Source organism: Amycolatopsis sp. BJA-103, assembly GCF_002849735.1.
GTDB lineage: Bacteria > Actinomycetota > Actinomycetes > Mycobacteriales > Pseudonocardiaceae > Amycolatopsis.
This window is the reverse complement of record NZ_CP017780.1, coordinates 6,690,656-6,706,226: the sequence shown is the minus strand read 5'-3', so window position 1 is coordinate 6,706,226 and position 15,571 is coordinate 6,690,656. Positions and strand designations below refer to the sequence as shown.

Genomic DNA, 15,571 nt, shown 5'->3' with positions numbered 1-15,571 from the left:
ACAAAGTATGCATGGTCTTGACCACTGCGACAAGACGTATTTTTTGACCTCGAATTAAGGCTTAGGCGGCGGTCCCGCGCTTGGACCCGGCCGTCCGCGGGTCCGCGCCCTGGTCCAGCAGGGCGGCGACCGGGAGGGTGGCGGCTCCTATGGCGACGGCGTCCGGCCCGAGCTGCCCGAGTTCGATCTCGGTCTGGTCGAACACGTGCGCGAGCGCGTGCTCGCCCGCCACACGCCGGATCTCGGGCAGGTACTCCTCGCCGAGCGCCAGCCCGGCCCAACCGCCCAGCACGATCCGCTCCGGGTTGAAGAGGTTGATCAGGTTGCCGATCCCGGCGCCGAGATAGCCCGCCGTCTCCTCCAGCACCTTGGCGGCGGCCTTCGACTTGCCCGCCGACTCCAGCAGCGCGGCGAACTGCGTCTGCTCGTCCTCGTCCGAAGTGGTCTTCCCGCCGCGCGCCTTGCGATAGCGCGCGAGGACGCCTTCCGCGCCGACGTAGGACTCCAGGCAGCCGCGTGATCCGCAGCGGCAGTCCTGTCCGCCGTAGACGATCGTCGTATGGCCCCATTCGCCCGCGCTGCTGGTGGAGCCCCGATAGGTGGTGCCGTCGGTGACCACGGCCGCGCCGACCCCCGAGCCGATCAGGACGATCACCGCGTGCCGGGCGCCGCGACCGGCGCCGAACCACATTTCCCCCTGGCCCTGGGTTTTCGCCCCGTTGTCGACGAACAACGGCAGCTCGACGCCCTCCGCGCGCAGGAGATCGGTGAGCGGGACCTCTTTCCAGCCGATGGTGGGCGCGTGCACGCGGAGCGCCCCGCCCTTTTCGGCAGAGCCCTGTTCGACCGTGCCGGGAACGCCGACGCCGACACCGAGCACGGTCGCTTCGTCGATGCCCGATTCCGCGATCACTTCCCGGATTCCGGACGCCACCTGGGTGACGGCCGATGCCGCGTCCGGCCGCGGGGAGGCGAGGGGGTGCTCGACGGTGGCGAGCCGGTTCATGGTGAGGTCGAACAGTTCGACCTTCACCCCGGTCTCGCCGATGTCGACGCCGGCGACGTGGCCATACGCCGGATCGACGCGGAGCAGGACACGGGGCCTGCCGCCGTCGGATTCGACCAGCCCGGCTTCGGTGATGAGGCGTTCTTCGCCGAGTTCGGCGGTCACGTTGCTGACGGTCGCGGCGCTCAATCCGGTCAGACCGCTCAATTCGTGGCGGCTGAGCGGGCCGTCGAAGTAGAGTTTCGACAGCAGGAGGGAACGGTTGTGCCGCCGCAGGTCACGGACGGTGGTGCGCTTGGCAGGCATGCGGATACCCATCTTATGGCGGCGGACCTTTCCAGGATGCCCCACGACCTTAGCCTCCGCCATGTATTAACTGGTGAAATAAGGCAGGCTGGCCGGAAGGAGGGCGCCGTGACGGAGGAAAACGAGCTCATCGGCACCTTGCCGTCCGATTTCCGGTGGGGTGTCGGCAGCTCGGCCTACCAGATCGAAGGCGCGGTAGCCGAAGACGGACGAACACCGTCCATTTGGGACACCTACGGCCAGTCGCCCTGGGCGATCGACCACGGTGACACCGGCGAGGTCGCCTGCGACCACTACCACCGGATGCCCGCCGACGTCGCGCTGGTGAAGGAACTCGGCGTCGACACCTACCGGTTCTCCGTGTCCTGGCCGAGGGTGCAGCCGCGCGGGCGCGGCAGCGTCAACCCCGCCGGGATCGCCTTCTACGACCGGCTGGTCGACGAACTGCTCAACAACGGCATCGATCCGTGGCTGACGCTGTACCACTGGGATCTGCCGCAGCACCTCGAGGACGCGGGCGGCTGGCCCGCCCGCGACACCGCTGTCCGTTTCGCCGACTACGCGATGCTCGTGTTCGAGCGGCTGAGCGACCGCGTCCGCCACTGGACCACGCTGAGCGAGCCGTGGTGCACGGCCATGCACGGTTACGTCCACGGGGTGATGGCGCCCGGCCGCCGGGACGCGAAGGCGGGGATGGCGGCGGCGCATCACCTGCTGCTCGGCCACGGCCTCGCCGTGCGGCGGATGCGGGAACTCGCGCCGCCCGGGACGAAGTTCGGCATCACGCTCAACCTGAGCACCGCCGATCCGGCCACCCCCAGCGAGGCCGACCGCGAGGCCGCCCGGTTCGAGGACGGGCTCGGAACGCGGTTCTACCTCGACGCGCTCGTGCACGGCCGCTATCCGGAGGACGTCCTCGAAGACCTCGCGCGCCAGGGCATCCGCCTGCCGTCCGAGCCGTGGGACCCGTCGATCATCGCGGCGCCGCTCGACTTCCTCGGCGTCGACTACTACTTCGGGACGAGGTACTCCGGGGTGGAGGAGAACGGGAACGCGGTCGAGCACTTCGGGATGCCCGCGTTCCGCAAGGTCCCGTTCGGAGCGCCGTCGACGGTGCTGGGCTGGGAGATCCTGCCGGACAAGCTCACCGAACTCCTCGTCCGGATCACCCGTGACTATCCCGGCCTGCCGCTGTACGTCACCGAAAACGGCGCCGCTTTCGCCGACGTCCCCGACGAGACAGGCTTCGTCCGCGACGACGACCGCGCCGCGTATCTGTCCGCGCACATCGCCGCCACGGCGGCCGCGCGGCAGGCGGGCGCGGACGTCCGCGGCTACTTCGCCTGGTCCTTTTTGGACAGTTTCGAATGGGCCTACGGCTACGCCAAACGGCTCGGCCTGGTGCGGGTCGATCGCGAGACGCAGGCGCGGACGATCAAGCAGAGCGGGCTGGCCTACCGCGACATCGTCGAGCGGGTCAAGAAGTCAGGGACCGGGCGATGATCGTCCGCTGCACCTCGGACGCGCCTTCGTAGATCCGCGGCGCCCGGACCTCGCGGTAGAGGTGTTCGAGCAGGTGACCGCGCCGCAGTGCCCGCGCGCCGTGGATCTGCACGGCCGAGTCGACGACGTACTGGGCCGTCTCGGTGGCGAACAGCTTCGCCATCGCGGCGCGGCCGGCGAGGTTCCGCTCGCCCGCGTCGTAGGCGGCGGCCGCGGCGTACACGAGCAGGCGCGACGCCTCGGTGCGGGTCGCCATTTCGGCAAGGGTGTGCGCCACGGTCTGCTGTTTCAGCAACGGTCCGCCGAACGCGATCCGGGTCTGGGCGTGGGCGACCGCGGCGTCGAGCGCGGCCTGCGCCATCCCGACGGCGAACGCGCCGACGCTCGGCCGGAACAGGTCCAGCGTCCGCATGGCGACCCCGAAACCGCGGTCCTGTTCGCCGAGCAGCTCGTCCCGTTCGACGCGGACCCCGTCGAACACGAGAGTGCCGATGGGATGCGGGCTGACCAGGTCGAGATACTCACCGGACAGCCCGGCGCGGTCGGCGGGAACGACGAACGCGGAAACCCCACGGGAGCCCGCTTCCGGGGTGGTGCGGGCGAAAACGCTGTAGAAGTCGGCCTCGGGGGCGTTGGAGATCCACATCTTCTCGCCGGTGAGGCGCCAGCCGTCGCCGTCAGGCTCGGCGGAGAGCTCCAGCGCGGCCGCGTCCGAGCCCGCGTTCGGTTCGGTGAGCGCGAAAGCGGCGACGGCGTCACCCGCGGCGACGGCGGGAACCCACTTCGAGACTTGCGAATCCTGCCCGGACTGCAGCACCGGATACGTACCCAAGCCCTGCAGCGCCAACGCCGTCTCGGCTTCGGTGCTCTGGCTCGCGAGCGATTCCCTCAGAATGCAGAGATCCGTCGCCGCCGCCTCCCGGCTCGGGCTGCCTCCGTCGACGCCGGGGAACAGGCGGGAAAGCAGGCCGAGCGCGCCCATTTCCTTGAGCAGCGGGCGGTTGACCGCGCCTTCGGTGCCGGATTCCGCCAGCGGCCGGAGTTTCCCGGCGCCGAGCCTGCGGACTTCGGTGGCGAAAGCCTGCTGCTCCGGGCTCAAGGCGAAGGCTGTCATCGGTCGCTCCCAGGTCGCCAGCGGGCGTGCGCGGTGCCGGGTTCCCCCGAGCGCAACAGTTCCAGCCGCGGTTTCGGTCCGTCGGTGCGGCCGCCCTGCGGCTTCCGGCTGCCCGCCGCGTACTGCTTCGGCCACGGCATCGGGTAGTCCTGTTCGGCCGCGGCGTGCAGTGTCCACTGTGGATCGTAAAGATGAGTCCTGCCGAGGGCGCACAGATCCGCGCGGCCCGCCAGGATGAGCGAGTTGACGTCGTCGTAGGACGAGATCGCACCGACGGCGATCACCGCGACGCCGTACTCGCGGCCGATCTCGTTGCGGATCCGGTCGGCGTAAGGGGTCTGGTAACTGCGGCCATACTGGGGTTTCTCGTCGCTGACGACCTGACCGGTCGAGACGTCGATGCCGTCGACGCCGTGCTCGGCGAACGCGCGGGCGATCTCGACGGCCTCGTCGACGTCGATCCCGCCGTCGTACCAGTCGGTCGCGGAGATGCGGACCGTCATCGGCCGATCAGCGGGCCACGCCGCGCGGACCGCGTCGAAGACTTCCAGCGGGAAGCGCAGCCTGTTCTCCAGCGAGCCGCCGTACTCGTCGGTGCGGCGGTTGGTCAGCGGGGACAGGAAGGACGACAGGAGGTAGCCGTGCGCGCAGTGGAGTTCGAGGAGGTCGAATCCGGCGCGACCGGCGGCACGGGCGGATTCGGCGAACTGCTCGCGGATCTCGGCCAGCTCGGGGATCGTGAGCTCGCGCGGGGTCTGGTTCGACTCGGCGTACGGGAGCGCGGACGGGGCGCAGATCTCCCAGTTGCCTTCGGGGAGCGGCTGGTCGATGCCGTCCCACATCAGTTTCGTCGAGCCCTTGCGCCCGGAATGGCCGAGCTGGACACCGATCCGCGCGGGTGTGCCGCCATGGACGAAATCGGTGATCCTGGCCCAGGCCCGTTCCTGTTCCTCGGTGTACAGGCCGCCGCAGCCCGGGGTGATGCGGCCGGTCTCGGAGACGCAGACCATCTCCGTCATCACCAGGCCGGCGCCGCCGAGTGCCTTGCTTCCCAGGTGTACCAGGTGGAAATCGGTCGGAACGCCGTCTTCGGAGGAGTACATGTCCATCGGCGAGACGACGACGCGGTTCGGCAGGTCCAGGTTCCCGATCCGGAAGGGCTGGAACATCGGCGGGCGGACTTCGTTGTCCAAAGTGGACGCGAACCAGGTGTCCAGTTCGGCGGCGAATCCGGGATCGCGCAGCCGGAGGTTGTCGTAGGTGACGCGGCGGCTGCGGGTGAGGATGTTGAACGCGAACTGCGCCGGGTCCTGGTGCGTGTACCGGCCCAGGTTCTCGAACCACTCCAGGCTCGCCTGCGCGGCGCGCTGGGTCGAGGTGACGACGGGGCGGCGCTCGGCTTCGTACGTCTTCAGCGCGCTGTCCGTATCGGACTGTTCGTGCAGGCAGGCGGCGAGCGCGAGGGCGTCTTCCATGGCGAGTTTGGTGCCGGACCCGATGGAGAAATGCGCCGTGTGGGCGGCGTCGCCGAGCAGGACGACGTTCTCGTGACGCCAGCTCGCGCAGCGCACGGTGGCGAACGCGGTCCACTTCGAGTTGTTGGCGAACGTCCGGTGGCCGCCGAGGACGTCCGCGCACAGTTCGCGGATGACCTCGATCGACTTCTCGTCGCTCTCGCCCGGCGCCAGCGAGGTCGCGGCGATCCGGCCGAACGCGCGCTCCCAGACGTCCTCGTGCAGTTCGAGGATGAAGGTGCTCGCGGTGTCGCTGTACGGGTAGCCGTGGATCTGCATGATCCCGTGCGGGGTCTCGAGCACGTGGAACTTGAAGGCGTCGAAGACCAGGTCGGTGCCGAGCCAGATGTACTTGCAGCGTCGGGTCTGGATGTCCGGCCTGAAGCTTTCGGCGAGCGCGGCGCGGGTCGGCGAATTGACGCCGTCCGCCGCGACGACGAGGTCGTACTCGGCGCTCGCCTCGGCCACGTCCGGCGCCTCGGTGTGGAATCGCACGTCCACGCCGAGTTCCGCGCAGCGTTCCTGGAGGATGCCGAGCAGCCGTTTGCGGCTCATCGCGGCGAATCCGTGCCCGCCGGAGGTGTGCACGGTGCCGCGGAAGTGGACGTCGATGTCGTCCCAGCGCGCGAACTCTTGCCGCATGGCGGCGTGGATCACCGGATCGGCGTGCTCGATGCCGCCGAGGGTCTCGTCGGAGAACACCACCCCGAACCCGAAGGTGTCGTCGGGCGCGTTGCGCTCCCAGACGGTGATCTCGTGATCGGGATGGAGCTGTTTCGCCAGCGCGGCGAAGTAGAGCCCCGCCGGGCCGCCGCCTAACACCGCGATACGCACGTCGCTCAGGGTATGTCGCGGTATGTACGACCGTCAACGATGCGGGATATGCTGACCCGCATGGAGCGCATCAACCCGCCCGGTCTTGGCCGTCCTTCCGGCTTCTCGCACGCTGTCGCGGCGAGTGGACGGTTCGTCTTCCTCGCCGGTCAGACGGCTTTGGACGAAGAGAACCGCATCGTCGGCGAGGGAGTGGTCGAGCAGTTCGAACGCGCGCTGTCCAATCTGCTCACCGCGTTGCGCGCGGCGGGCGGGGAGCCGTCCGACCTGTGCAGCGTGACCATCTACATCGTCGACATGGACGACTACCGCGCCCGCGCGCGGGAGATCGGCGCGGTGTGGAAGCGGCTTGCCGGGAGCGAGTACCCCGCGATGGCGGGGATCGGCGTGAGCCGGCTTTGGGACGTCGAGGCGCTGGTGGAAGTGCAGGGCTTCGCGGTGGTCCAGGAGTAGCGGCGACGGCTCTCGGGCCGAAGTCCGCCCGGGCTGCGAAGTCCGCCAGAGCTGCAATGAACGGGCCTTTCCTTGCAAAATTTGCAAGGAAAGGCCCGTTCATTGCGTGCTTGGGGGTGAGGGGAGCGGGTTAGGGGAGGGTGCGCGAGACGTGTGCGGCCGCGGCCTCGCCCAAGCGCGAGTGCAGCGTGAAGAACAGGTCCGCGGCCCGGATCCCGGCCCAGGCGGGCGGCAGCAGTTCGGCGGGCAGGCCCGGGTCGAGGTAGGGCAGCCGCCGCCAGTCGGTCAGCACCCGGACGTAGTCGGCGAACGCCTCGGCCTCGTGCGTGTTCTTGCGCCGCTGCCAGCGCCGGAGCGCGGGCGTGTGCTCGTCGAGGAACGCCGTGTACAGCGTCTCGAGCTGGTCGAGATCCCACCAGTCGTGGATCTTCTCGCGTACGTCGCCGAACGCGAGGTGCTCGGCGTGGAAAAGATCCGCGTAGCCCTCCAGTTCGAGCCGCCGGAGCATGTCCGACGTCGCGTCGCGCAGATGCGCGGGCGCGATCCAGACACCGGACGACGCGGTCCCGAAACCGAGTCGCGCGAGCTGAGTGCGAAGAATGTGCCGTTTGTGCCGTTCGGCCTCCGGGACCGAGAACACCGCGAGCAGCCAGCCGTCGCCGGGAGTGGCGCGTTCGCGGCGGAAGATGCGTTCGTCGCCTTCGCGCAGGATCGCCAGCGCCTTTTCGGAGAGTTCATAGCCCGCGGCCCCGTCCCGGCGCACGGCGGAAAGGATCCCGCGCCGTTTCAACCGGGAGATCGACGACCGGACGGCGGGTTCTTCGACGTCGACAACCGCCAGCAGGTCGATCAAGGACCGGACGGAAAGCCAGCCGCCTTCGCCGCGTGAGTAGAGGCCGTACACGGTCACGATCAACTGGCGCGGTTGCGCCGTTCGCCCCGCGCCGTCGACTTCGGTTGTCTCCGACACGGCCGTCACATGCTCACCATAACAACGACGGTGAGCTGACGTTTCGGTCGTGACCGAAGCGTTCCGCACTTAGCGTCACGGTATGGAGAATCCGCTGATCGAAGCCCCCGTCCCGCCGGTGCCCCAGGACGTCGAGCCCGGCGGCGTCCGGTGGCTGCGGGCGAACGTCGCCCGGTTCAGCCGCCCGGAGGACCACCCGCGGCGCCGCGCGCTCGTGCTCGCCGAACTCGCGCCGATGGGCTCCTTACGGGACAAGGCCTTCGCGCTCACCCGGGAATTACGGGACGAGCCCGTGGACCGGATCCTGTGGACGGTCCCGGTCGCCGTCCTGGCCGCGGAACTCGGTCTGCCGGACGTTTCCCGCGACATCGCAACGGTTTCCGCGAGCTACCACCCGCACACCGAAACCGGCCCCGGCGCCGAAGCGGCCATGCGGCGGCTGATCGAGGTCTGTGGCGGTGACGTCGACGAGCGGACGGCCGCGCGGATCGGGCTCCTGGTGCAGGCTTCTGACGCGACGGCCAAGTTGCTCGGCAAGGCCCTGGCCGCTCGCCGGCCCGGTGAAGACGCCGAGAGCCTGCTCGACCGGGTCCTGCGCGAGGACCCGCCGGTCCGGATCACCCGGCGGTGGGTCGACGGCGCGGTGGTCGAAGTGGACCTGACGAAACGTCCGTTCGGAGCAGGGCCCAAGCAGTGCCCGGGACAGGCGCAGGCGCTTCAAGCGGCCGCGGGAATTCTCGACGCCCTCCTGTGCTAATACTTACCCCGGCAATCCGGAACTGGGGAGATTTTCGATGCTGTATTTCAATGGTTTCTTCGGCGTTCTCACGCTCGGTCTGTGGATCTTCTGCATCGTCGACGTGATCACCACGGACGAAGGATCGTGCCGCAACATGCCCAAGGGGATGTGGTTGCTGCTGGTGCTGATCGTCCCGCTGATCGGCTCGATCGTCTGGCTCGTCGCCGGTCGCCCGCAGCACGCCGCCCGGGCCCCGCGCGGCCGCTACGAACGCGAGAGCCCGGCGTTCCCGGAGTACGACCGGCCGGGCCGTTTCGCCGCGACGAGTGCCGAGGACGACGAAGAATTCCTGCGCAAGTGCCGGGAACGGGCCGAAGCGCAGCGCCGCAAGGCCCACGAAGACTGAGTAGCCTCGGCGACGGAGATCCACACAGGAGGATAGATGTCCGAAATGCTCGACTGGAACCAGAACATCATCAAGGAATTCCGCGAGAACGACGGGAAGGTGGGCGGCCCGTTCGAGGGCGGCTCCCTGATTCTTCTCACCACCATCGGGGCGAAGAGCGGCGAGCCGCGCACCTCGCCGCTCGCGTACGCGGAGGAGGACGGCAAGTACGTCATCGCCGCGTCGTACGCCGGTGCCGACAAGAACCCGGCCTGGTACCACAACATCGTGGCGAACCCGAAGGTCACCATCGAGGTCGGCACGGAGAAGTTCGAAGCGACCGCGACGGTCGTCCTCGAAGACCGCGCCGAGCGCGACCGTCTCTACGCGAAGATGGTCAGTCTCATGCCGGGCTTCGCCGACTACGAGAAGAAGACCGATCGGGTGATCCCGATCGTCACGATTTCCCGCTGACTACGCAACTAGTCCTCTAGTTGCGGTCCTTGAGGGGAGTCAGCGTGCGCCGCTGGGAGCCTCGACGGCGTTCGGCCGCTGAAGTTCGGCTTCGGCCGCTCGCAGCGCCTTGCGCTCCTGGCGGCGCGCGATCAGCTTCTTGCCGGTGGTGATCATCGGCTGCTCAACCCAGCGGTGGATCAGGTCCGCGATCCCCAGCCCGACCGCGAACACGGTCAGCGCGCTGATCATCCGGTGCTCGCCCAGCGGCGGGATCGCCGCCACCACGGCGAAGTGCACCGGGCCCTGCAGCAGGTAGAGCGAGTACGAGCGCTCACCGACGAAGCGCATCACCTTCGTCGCCAGCAGCCAGCGCAGCGGCCCCGGCGAGACCAGAACGACCAGCAGCATCGCCGAGAGCAGGCCGTAGGCGATCAGCAGGCCGAGGTTGCTGCCGGTCTTCCACCACAGGCTTTCCATGTTGACGTGCAGCACGGCGAACGCGCCGAACACCGGGATCGCCGCGAGCGGGTGGGTCAGCGGTTTGATCACCGCGTAGGACCGGCGGTAGTGCATCGCGATCGCCAGCACGCAGCCGATCAGCAGGATCGCGTAGTGCACCGTCGACCGGTAGATCGGCACCTGCGGCCCGTTGAGCACCCAGCCGCTGGTGACCCCCACCAGCCCGGCCATCAGCGCGAACGCGGCGAACGCCAGCGCGAGCTTGCGCCAGGCCGCGGCGAGCCCGACGGCACCCGCGACCACCAGCAGGAACGGCCAGACCAGGTAGAACTTCTCCTCGATGCCCAGCGTCCACGAGCCGCTGAAGAAGTTGTCCGCGCCGTTCGGCTTGCTGCCGGGCAGGAACTCGTTGAAGAACGTCAGGTAGTACTTCAGCGCGTGCGGGAACTCGCGGGCGAGGAACTCGCCGCGCAGCCACACGAACACGACGATCCCGCCGAGGATCACCAGGTACGGCGGCAGGATCCGGAACACGCGGCGCAGGTAGAACGCCGAAAGCGAGATCCGGCCGGTCCGGTCCTGCTCACGCAGCAGCAGCGTCGTGATCAGGAAACCGGACAGCACGAAGAAGATGTAGACACCGACCCAGCCGGACAGCCAGCTCCACTTCGGCCCCGCGAAGTGGAAGAGGATCACGATGGTGGCCGCGATCGCGCGCAGCCCGTCGAGCGCGGGGAACCGACGCATGGCGAGGAACTCGTCATGGTCCAAAGTGCGCACAGTGCCCCCTAATGGCGGTATCGGCCCGGAAGTATACGGGTGCCGCGCACGGTGCCTTCGCCCCGGATCGGGGCCCTCCACCAGCGGATTCCGAAGATCACCCAGCGTCACGCGCGGGTTCGACGTTGTGCGTCAGCCGGAAACGGTTCGCCGGGTCGACGGCCGCCTTGATCCCGGTGAGCCGCCGCAGGTCCGCTGGGGAGTACACCTTGGACGCTTCCTCGTCCGCGCCGCTCTCGCCGTAGACGAAGGTCAGGAGTTTGCCGGTCGACCAGGGCTTCAGCGCGTCGAACAGCTTCCCGTGGGCGGCCCGGATCTCGGGGATCGCGGCGTGGTCCACCACGGACAGTGCCCGGACGGTGAAGCGGGCTTCGCGGTCCCAGCCGACGCCGGGATGCTCGGGCGCGTCGGACAGCGCGCCGCCGAGCAGGTCCAGCAGGACGACGGTCGGCACCGGGGCGTCCGGGCCGGCGTGCTCCAGGATCGCGTCGAGCATCGTGTCGTTGAGCTCGGACACGGTCGCGTTGTCGGCGCGGTAGCCGTGCGGGAACGGCGGCTCGTTCGCGATCTTGCCCGATTCGGTGAACGGGATCTCGGCGAGCGTGTCACCGAGCGTCTCGGCGGCGGCGCGCAGCGGGGCGACCAGGCGCTCACCCTCGGCGGCATCGCCGAGATAGGCGATCCTGATCTGCGCGACGTGCTGCCCGCGCAGCGGCTCGGGCACCACCGGCAGGTCCGGCATCGGGACCATGGCCAGCGACGACGTCATCTCGCGCGGCATCTCCGCCGCCCAGTCGCGCCAGGCGCGGATCACCGTGGCGAGTGACGCGGTGCCGAACTGCAGGCTGCCGCCGTACAACCGGGTGACCGGGACGAGCCGGAACTCGAGCGCGGTGACGATCCCGAAGTTGTCGCGGCCGCCGCGCAGCGCCCAGAACAGGTCCTTCTCGGTGTCCGGGGTGGCGCGACGGAGTTCGCCGTCGGCGGTCACGACCTCGATGGCGGTCACCTGGTCGGCGGCGAGCCCGTATTTGCGGCCGAGCAGGCTGAACCCGCCGCCGAGCGTGTAGCCGACGACGCCGACGCCGGGGAAGGAGCCGCTCAGCGGCGCCAGCCCGTGTTCGGCGGCCGCTTCGATGACCGCGCCCCAGCGCACCCCCGCGTCGACCCGGGCGATGCCCGCGTCGATCCGGATCCCGGTCATGCGCTGGGTGGTGACGAGGACGCCGCCCTCGAAGGGGATGCCCACGCCGTGGCCGGTGGAATGGACGGCGACCGGGAGATCGTGCTCACCGGCGTAGCGGACGGCTTCGACGACGTCCGCGGCGGAAGTGGCGGCCACGATGACGTCGGGACGACGGGACACGGCGGTCTGGAAGCCGGCGAGTTCGGAGTCGTAATCGGAATCGCCGGGGCGGAGCATTGTGGTCATGAGACCAGGGTGGTCTCGATCCATTCAGAAGTCCAAGATCTGGTTTGTCTGGGAACTAGAATCATCGGTTATGGAACTGCGTCAGCTCGAATACTTCGTCGCGGTGGCCGAGGAGGCCAACTTCACGCGCGCCGCCGAGCGGCTGCACGTCGCGCAGCCCGGCGTCAGCGCCCAGATCCGCCGTCTCGAACGCGAGCTCGGGCAGCCGCTTCTCGACCGGTCGGCCCGCGCGGTGCGGCTGACCGAGGTCGGTGCCGCCGCGCTGCCGCACGCGCGGGCCGCGCTCGCCGCCGTCGCCGGGGTGCGGCAGGCGGTCGACGACCTGACCGGCCTGGTCCGCGGCCAGGTCGCGATGGGCATGGTGTCCTCGCGCGGACCGGTCAACCTGCCGGATCTGCTCGCGCGGTTCCACGAGCGTCATCCCGCCGTGGACATCACGCTCGCCGAGGCGACCTCCGACGTCCTGCTCGCGGGGGTCGCCGACGGCCGGTTCGACATCGCGCTCATCGGGGTCTCCGGCGAACCGCCGCCCGGAATCGGTTTCGAGGTCGTCCTCGACGAGCCGCTCGTCGCCGTCTCCGGTCCGGACGATCCGCTCACCGCGCACGCCACGATCACGCTTTCGGAGCTGGAAAGCCGTTCGCTGGTGAGCCTGCCGAAGGGCACCGGCATGCGCGCGATCGTCGACGCGGCCTTCCTCGCCGACAGCGCGCAGCCGCGGGTGACGCTGGAGGCAGGCGACCCGAACGTCGTCGCCGAACTGGTCGGACGCGGGCTCGGCGTCGCGGTGGTGCCGATGTCGCTGGCGACGCACTACACGGAACTGCACGCCATGGAGATCACGCGGCCCGCCGGGCTGCGCGCGAAACTGGCGCTCGCCTGGCGGACGGAGGGGCCGGTCAGCCCCGCCGCCCGCGCGTTCATCAGTCAGGCGCGGGTGCTGCTCGGGTTGTGAGCCGCCACAGCGAGGTCACCTCCTTCGCGCGGGCGGCGTGCAGCGGATCGCGCGGGTCGGAGGCCCGTGGATGCCTCGGCCTGGTGTCCTCCCGGCCCCGGACTTCGAGCCCGGAACGTTCGAAAGCTTCGAGAAGCCGCGCGCGCGTGCGCAGGCCCAGCAGTTCGGCGAGGTCGGAGAGGATCAGCCAGGCCTCCCCTCCGGGTTCGAGATGGCGGGGCAGCCGATCGAGGAAGGCGTGGAGCATCCGGCTTCCCGGGTCGTAGACGGCGCGTTCGAGCGGGGTGTGCGCCCGGGCGGGGAGCCAGGGCGGGTTGCAGACGACCAGTGGCGCGCGGCCCGGTGGGAAGACGTCCGTCTCGAGCGTTTCGAGCCCGCTGAAACCGAGGCGTTCGAAGTTCTCCCGCGCGCAAGCGAGCGCGCGGGGTTCGTTGTCGGTCGCCACCACGCGCTCGACCCCGCGACGGGCGAGGACCGCGGCGAGCACGCCGGTCCCGGTGCCGATGTCGAACGCCAGGTTCTCGGCGGGCAAAGGAGTTCTCGCGACCAGGTCGACGTACTCACCGCGGACGGGTGAGAAGACCCCGTGGTGCGGATGGATCTTCGCGCCGAGTGCCGGGATCTCGACGCCCTTCACCCGCCATTCGTGCGCGCCGACGACGCCGAGCAGTTCCCGCAGGGACACCAGTGACGCGGTTTCCGAAGGCCCGTACACCTCGGCGCAGGCGGTGCGGACGTCCGGACCGCGACGCAGCGGCAGGACGTGCCCGGGATCCAGCGGAACCAGCAGCCTGCCGAGCAGCCGTGCCCGGCGGGCTTGCAGGTTCCGCTGGTCTTGGAAGGGTTTCCCGGCCGCCGGCGCGCAGCGGCGGGACATCGCGGCCAGGAGGTTCCGCGCGTTCGGGTAGTCGCCGTGCCAGACGAGACCGGTGCCGGACTCGGCGAGCCGGAACGCCTCGTCGGCGGTGATCCCGTCGTCGACGTCGACGACGGTTCGAGGTGGTTTCGAGCCGACGGTGGTCAGCCAGCGCCGACCACCGTCCTTTATGGACAGCGGGTTCATGGTTTCCGTTCCTGGATTTCGCCCGTGGCGAAGAGACCCCGCGGGCGTCGTACGTCGGGGGACGAGATCAGGAACGGCGGCTAGTGGACCGCCGAGGCATGAACCGGTGTCGACACGTACTCGATGCTACTGGAAATCGGCGGCGTGGTCGGCCGCCCAGACCTCGAAGTCCAGCGCCGGCCTGCCGGTGACGTCCTGGACGGTCGAGGTGATCTCGCTCGGTTCCGTCACCAGTGCCCGGAACCCGGTCAGCATCGTGTCGACGATGAAGTCCGGCATCTTGGCGAGCATGGCCGCGCGCGCTTCTTCCAGCGGGATCTCCTCCCAGCGTGCCGGGCGGCCCGCGGCCTCGCCGATGATCCGCACCTGCTCGATCTGCGTGATCGGCCGCGTGCCCGTGAGGACGTACCTCGCACCCGCGTGTCCGTCGCCGGTCAGCGCCTCGACGGCCACCGCGGCCATGTCCTTCTCGTGGATCAGCGGCATCGACGCCTCTCCGTACACGCCGCGGACGACGCCGTCCGCGCGGATCGACGGTGCCCAGCCGAGGGTGTTGGCCGCGAAACCATGCGGCCGCAGGAAGGTCCAGTCCACGCCCGCTGCTTCGATCGCCTCTTCGACGGTCCGGTGCCAGGCGCCGATGGGATTGTCCTGTTCCGCGAGGGAGTCGTCGACGGCACCGGAGGAAAGGAACACCACGCGCTTCACCCGCTCACCGAGCAGCGACACGGTCGGCACCAGTGCCTCGGCGGATCCGGCGAGCATCAGGAACACCGTGTCGACGCCGTCGAGCGCCGGTGCGATCGTTTCGGGTTTCGCCAGGTCGCCGCGGACACCGTCCGGCGGCGGGTTCCGGCTCAGCGGCCGGACCGGGACGTCCCGCGCCCGCAACCGGGCGACCACCTGCGCGCCGACGTTGCCCGTCGCCCCGGCGACCAGGATCGGCTTCATGCCGCCACCGCCGAGAGGATCGGGCGGTAGCGCTTGACCGATCCGCCCGCCGTCATGCCGGGGTAGTTCTGCACCTTCTTCCACACGCCGGTCGTGCCGACGCCGTCCGAGCCCGGCGCGGCGAGTGCGGCGAGGTGCGCCTCGGCGCTGGTCCACTCCGCGTAGTTCAGCACGCGGGTCCCGTCGGTGCTCACGTGGAAGAACCCCGAGATCCCGCCTTCCGGTCGTACGGGTTCCGAGTCCAGCGCGGTGAAGACGAGGTCGATCCAGTCCCGTTGCCGTTGTTCGTCGGGGCCCTCGAACTCGACCGAGACGACCACCAGGCAACCGGGAGCTCCTTCGCCGCGGTTCCCGCGGTAGAGGCGGTACACGGGCGCGCCGTCCAGGTTCCGGATCGCGTCTTCGCTGGTCCACTGCTCGTAGGTGAACGCGCCGTCGTGGTCGATGCCCTCGTAGGCGGTGAAGGAAACGAGGCCCTCTCCGGAGCGTGCCTCGAACGACGCTCGTGCCGCTTCGGCACTCGGCCACTCCCGCGCCACGGCCACCAGTTCCCCGTCCGGTGTCGGCCACTGTCCCTTGTGGATGGTCGTTTCGGAGATTTCCGGTTTCGTCATGCCTCCAGCATGAAACCTGAACAAGGGTTCAAGTCAA

The 15,571-nt window shown here is 69.5% G+C and carries 15 protein-coding genes; 6 read left to right on the top strand and 9 right to left on the bottom strand.

Going from position 1 to position 15,571, the window contains the following annotated elements; translation table 11 throughout:
* Positions 1 to 61: 61 nt before the first annotated feature.
* A complete protein-coding gene (locus tag BKN51_RS29590; RefSeq protein WP_174720463.1) occupies positions 62 to 1,324 on the bottom strand; it encodes an ROK family protein in 1,263 nt (420 codons plus the stop codon).
* Positions 1,325 to 1,420: 96 nt separating this feature from the next.
* Here BKN51_RS29590 and BKN51_RS29585 point away from each other — a divergent pair, with 96 nt between their 5' ends.
* Positions 1,421 to 2,815, top strand: a complete 1,395-nt coding sequence (locus BKN51_RS29585; RefSeq protein WP_101610757.1) for a GH1 family beta-glucosidase — start codon at positions 1,421 to 1,423, stop codon at positions 2,813 to 2,815.
* Here the strand turns inward: BKN51_RS29585 and BKN51_RS29580 are convergent.
* Both BKN51_RS29580 and BKN51_RS29575 read right to left on the bottom strand, forming a co-directional pair.
* A complete protein-coding gene (locus tag BKN51_RS29580; RefSeq protein WP_101610756.1) occupies positions 2,790 to 3,929 on the bottom strand; it encodes an acyl-CoA dehydrogenase family protein in 1,140 nt (379 codons plus the stop codon). The two genes, BKN51_RS29585 and BKN51_RS29580, sit on opposite strands and share 26 nt — an antisense overlap.
* Positions 3,926 to 6,277: a bifunctional salicylyl-CoA 5-hydroxylase/oxidoreductase gene (locus BKN51_RS29575; RefSeq protein ID WP_101610755.1), complete on the bottom strand. Its 2,352-nt coding sequence runs from the start codon at positions 6,275 to 6,277 to the stop codon at positions 3,926 to 3,928. The genes BKN51_RS29580 and BKN51_RS29575 overlap by 4 nt, the downstream gene beginning before the upstream one ends.
* 48 nt (positions 6,278 to 6,325) lie before the next feature.
* Here BKN51_RS29575 and BKN51_RS29570 point away from each other — a divergent pair, with 48 nt between their 5' ends.
* Positions 6,326 to 6,730 carry a RidA family protein gene (locus tag BKN51_RS29570; RefSeq protein ID WP_168214416.1) on the top strand — a complete coding sequence of 135 codons (405 nt, stop codon included), beginning with the start codon at positions 6,326 to 6,328 and terminating at the stop codon, positions 6,728 to 6,730.
* A 130-nt stretch (positions 6,731 to 6,860) separates the two neighbouring features.
* On the opposite strand, the gene BKN51_RS29565 is transcribed toward BKN51_RS29570, so the two are convergent.
* Positions 6,861 to 7,709 carry a PaaX family transcriptional regulator gene (locus tag BKN51_RS29565; protein ID WP_101610754.1) on the bottom strand — a complete coding sequence of 283 codons (849 nt, stop codon included), beginning with the start codon at positions 7,707 to 7,709 and terminating at the stop codon, positions 6,861 to 6,863.
* Between the two features lie 73 nt (positions 7,710 to 7,782).
* Between BKN51_RS29565 and BKN51_RS29560 the strand changes: the two genes are divergently transcribed.
* The 3 genes from BKN51_RS29560 to BKN51_RS29550 are packed head-to-tail and all read left to right on the top strand — an operon-like array spanning position 7,783 to position 9,298.
* Positions 7,783 to 8,457 carry an oxidoreductase gene (locus BKN51_RS29560; protein ID WP_101610753.1) on the top strand — a complete coding sequence of 225 codons (675 nt, stop codon included), beginning with the start codon at positions 7,783 to 7,785 and terminating at the stop codon, positions 8,455 to 8,457.
* 37 nt (positions 8,458 to 8,494) lie between these two features.
* Positions 8,495 to 8,845 (top strand): PLDc N-terminal domain-containing protein, encoded by a 351-nt coding sequence (locus BKN51_RS29555; protein ID WP_101610752.1) that lies wholly within the window; start codon positions 8,495 to 8,497, stop codon positions 8,843 to 8,845.
* Between the two features lie 36 nt (positions 8,846 to 8,881).
* On the top strand, positions 8,882 to 9,298 hold the full coding sequence (locus BKN51_RS29550) for a nitroreductase family deazaflavin-dependent oxidoreductase (RefSeq protein ID WP_101610751.1): 417 nt from the start codon (positions 8,882 to 8,884) through the stop codon (positions 9,296 to 9,298).
* 39 nt (positions 9,299 to 9,337) lie between these two features.
* Here BKN51_RS29550 and BKN51_RS29545 read toward each other — a convergent pair whose 3' ends face one another.
* The gene (locus tag BKN51_RS29545) at positions 9,338 to 10,519 is read right to left on the bottom strand and encodes an acyltransferase family protein (RefSeq protein WP_101610750.1); all 1,182 of its coding nucleotides are present in this window, start codon (positions 10,517 to 10,519) and stop codon (positions 9,338 to 9,340) included.
* A gap of 97 nt (positions 10,520 to 10,616) precedes the next feature.
* Complete coding sequence (locus BKN51_RS29540) at positions 10,617 to 11,951, bottom strand: FAD-binding oxidoreductase (protein WP_101610749.1); 1,335 nt, start codon at positions 11,949 to 11,951, stop codon at positions 10,617 to 10,619.
* 70 nt (positions 11,952 to 12,021) lie between these two features.
* On the opposite strand from BKN51_RS29540, the gene BKN51_RS29535 reads away from it, so the two are divergent.
* Entirely contained in the window at positions 12,022 to 12,906 is an 885-nt protein-coding gene (locus BKN51_RS29535) for a LysR family transcriptional regulator (protein ID WP_101610748.1), read from the top strand.
* Here BKN51_RS29535 and BKN51_RS29530 read toward each other — a convergent pair.
* From BKN51_RS29530 to BKN51_RS29520, 3 genes are all read right to left on the bottom strand, one after another.
* Positions 12,875 to 13,969 (bottom strand): methyltransferase, encoded by a 1,095-nt coding sequence (locus BKN51_RS29530; RefSeq protein ID WP_101610747.1) that lies wholly within the window; start codon positions 13,967 to 13,969, stop codon positions 12,875 to 12,877. The two genes, BKN51_RS29535 and BKN51_RS29530, sit on opposite strands and share 32 nt — an antisense overlap.
* Before the next feature lie 126 nt (positions 13,970 to 14,095).
* Entirely contained in the window at positions 14,096 to 14,920 is an 825-nt protein-coding gene (locus tag BKN51_RS29525; RefSeq protein WP_101610746.1) for an NAD(P)H-binding protein, read from the bottom strand.
* Entirely contained in the window at positions 14,917 to 15,534 is a 618-nt protein-coding gene (locus BKN51_RS29520) for an antibiotic biosynthesis monooxygenase (RefSeq protein ID WP_101610745.1), read from the bottom strand. Before BKN51_RS29520 ends, BKN51_RS29525 begins: the two co-directional genes overlap by 4 nt.
* Positions 15,535 to 15,571 lie beyond the last annotated feature (37 nt).

Excerpts from the sequence above, each read along its gene's own strand:
- BKN51_RS29550 (WP_101610751.1), top strand. The coding sequence starts at position 8,882 with ATGTCCGAAATGCTCGACTGGAACCAGAACATCATCAAGGAATTCCGC.
- BKN51_RS29530 (WP_101610747.1), bottom strand. The coding sequence starts at position 13,969 with ATGAACCCGCTGTCCATAAAGGACGGTGGTCGGCGCTGGCTGACCACC.
- BKN51_RS29535 (WP_101610748.1), top strand. The coding sequence starts at position 12,022 with ATGGAACTGCGTCAGCTCGAATACTTCGTCGCGGTGGCCGAGGAGGCC.
- BKN51_RS29555 (WP_101610752.1), top strand. The coding sequence starts at position 8,495 with ATGCTGTATTTCAATGGTTTCTTCGGCGTTCTCACGCTCGGTCTGTGG.
- BKN51_RS29580 (WP_101610756.1), bottom strand. The coding sequence starts at position 3,929 with ATGACAGCCTTCGCCTTGAGCCCGGAGCAGCAGGCTTTCGCCACCGAA.
- BKN51_RS29525 (WP_101610746.1), bottom strand. The coding sequence starts at position 14,920 with ATGAAGCCGATCCTGGTCGCCGGGGCGACGGGCAACGTCGGCGCGCAG.
- BKN51_RS29540 (WP_101610749.1), bottom strand. The coding sequence starts at position 11,951 with ATGACCACAATGCTCCGCCCCGGCGATTCCGATTACGACTCCGAACTC.
- BKN51_RS29520 (WP_101610745.1), bottom strand. The coding sequence starts at position 15,534 with ATGACGAAACCGGAAATCTCCGAAACGACCATCCACAAGGGACAGTGG.
- BKN51_RS29570 (WP_168214416.1), top strand. The coding sequence starts at position 6,326 with ATGCTGACCCGCATGGAGCGCATCAACCCGCCCGGTCTTGGCCGTCCT.
- BKN51_RS29560 (WP_101610753.1), top strand. The coding sequence starts at position 7,783 with ATGGAGAATCCGCTGATCGAAGCCCCCGTCCCGCCGGTGCCCCAGGAC.
- BKN51_RS29590 (WP_174720463.1), bottom strand. The coding sequence starts at position 1,324 with ATGGGTATCCGCATGCCTGCCAAGCGCACCACCGTCCGTGACCTGCGG.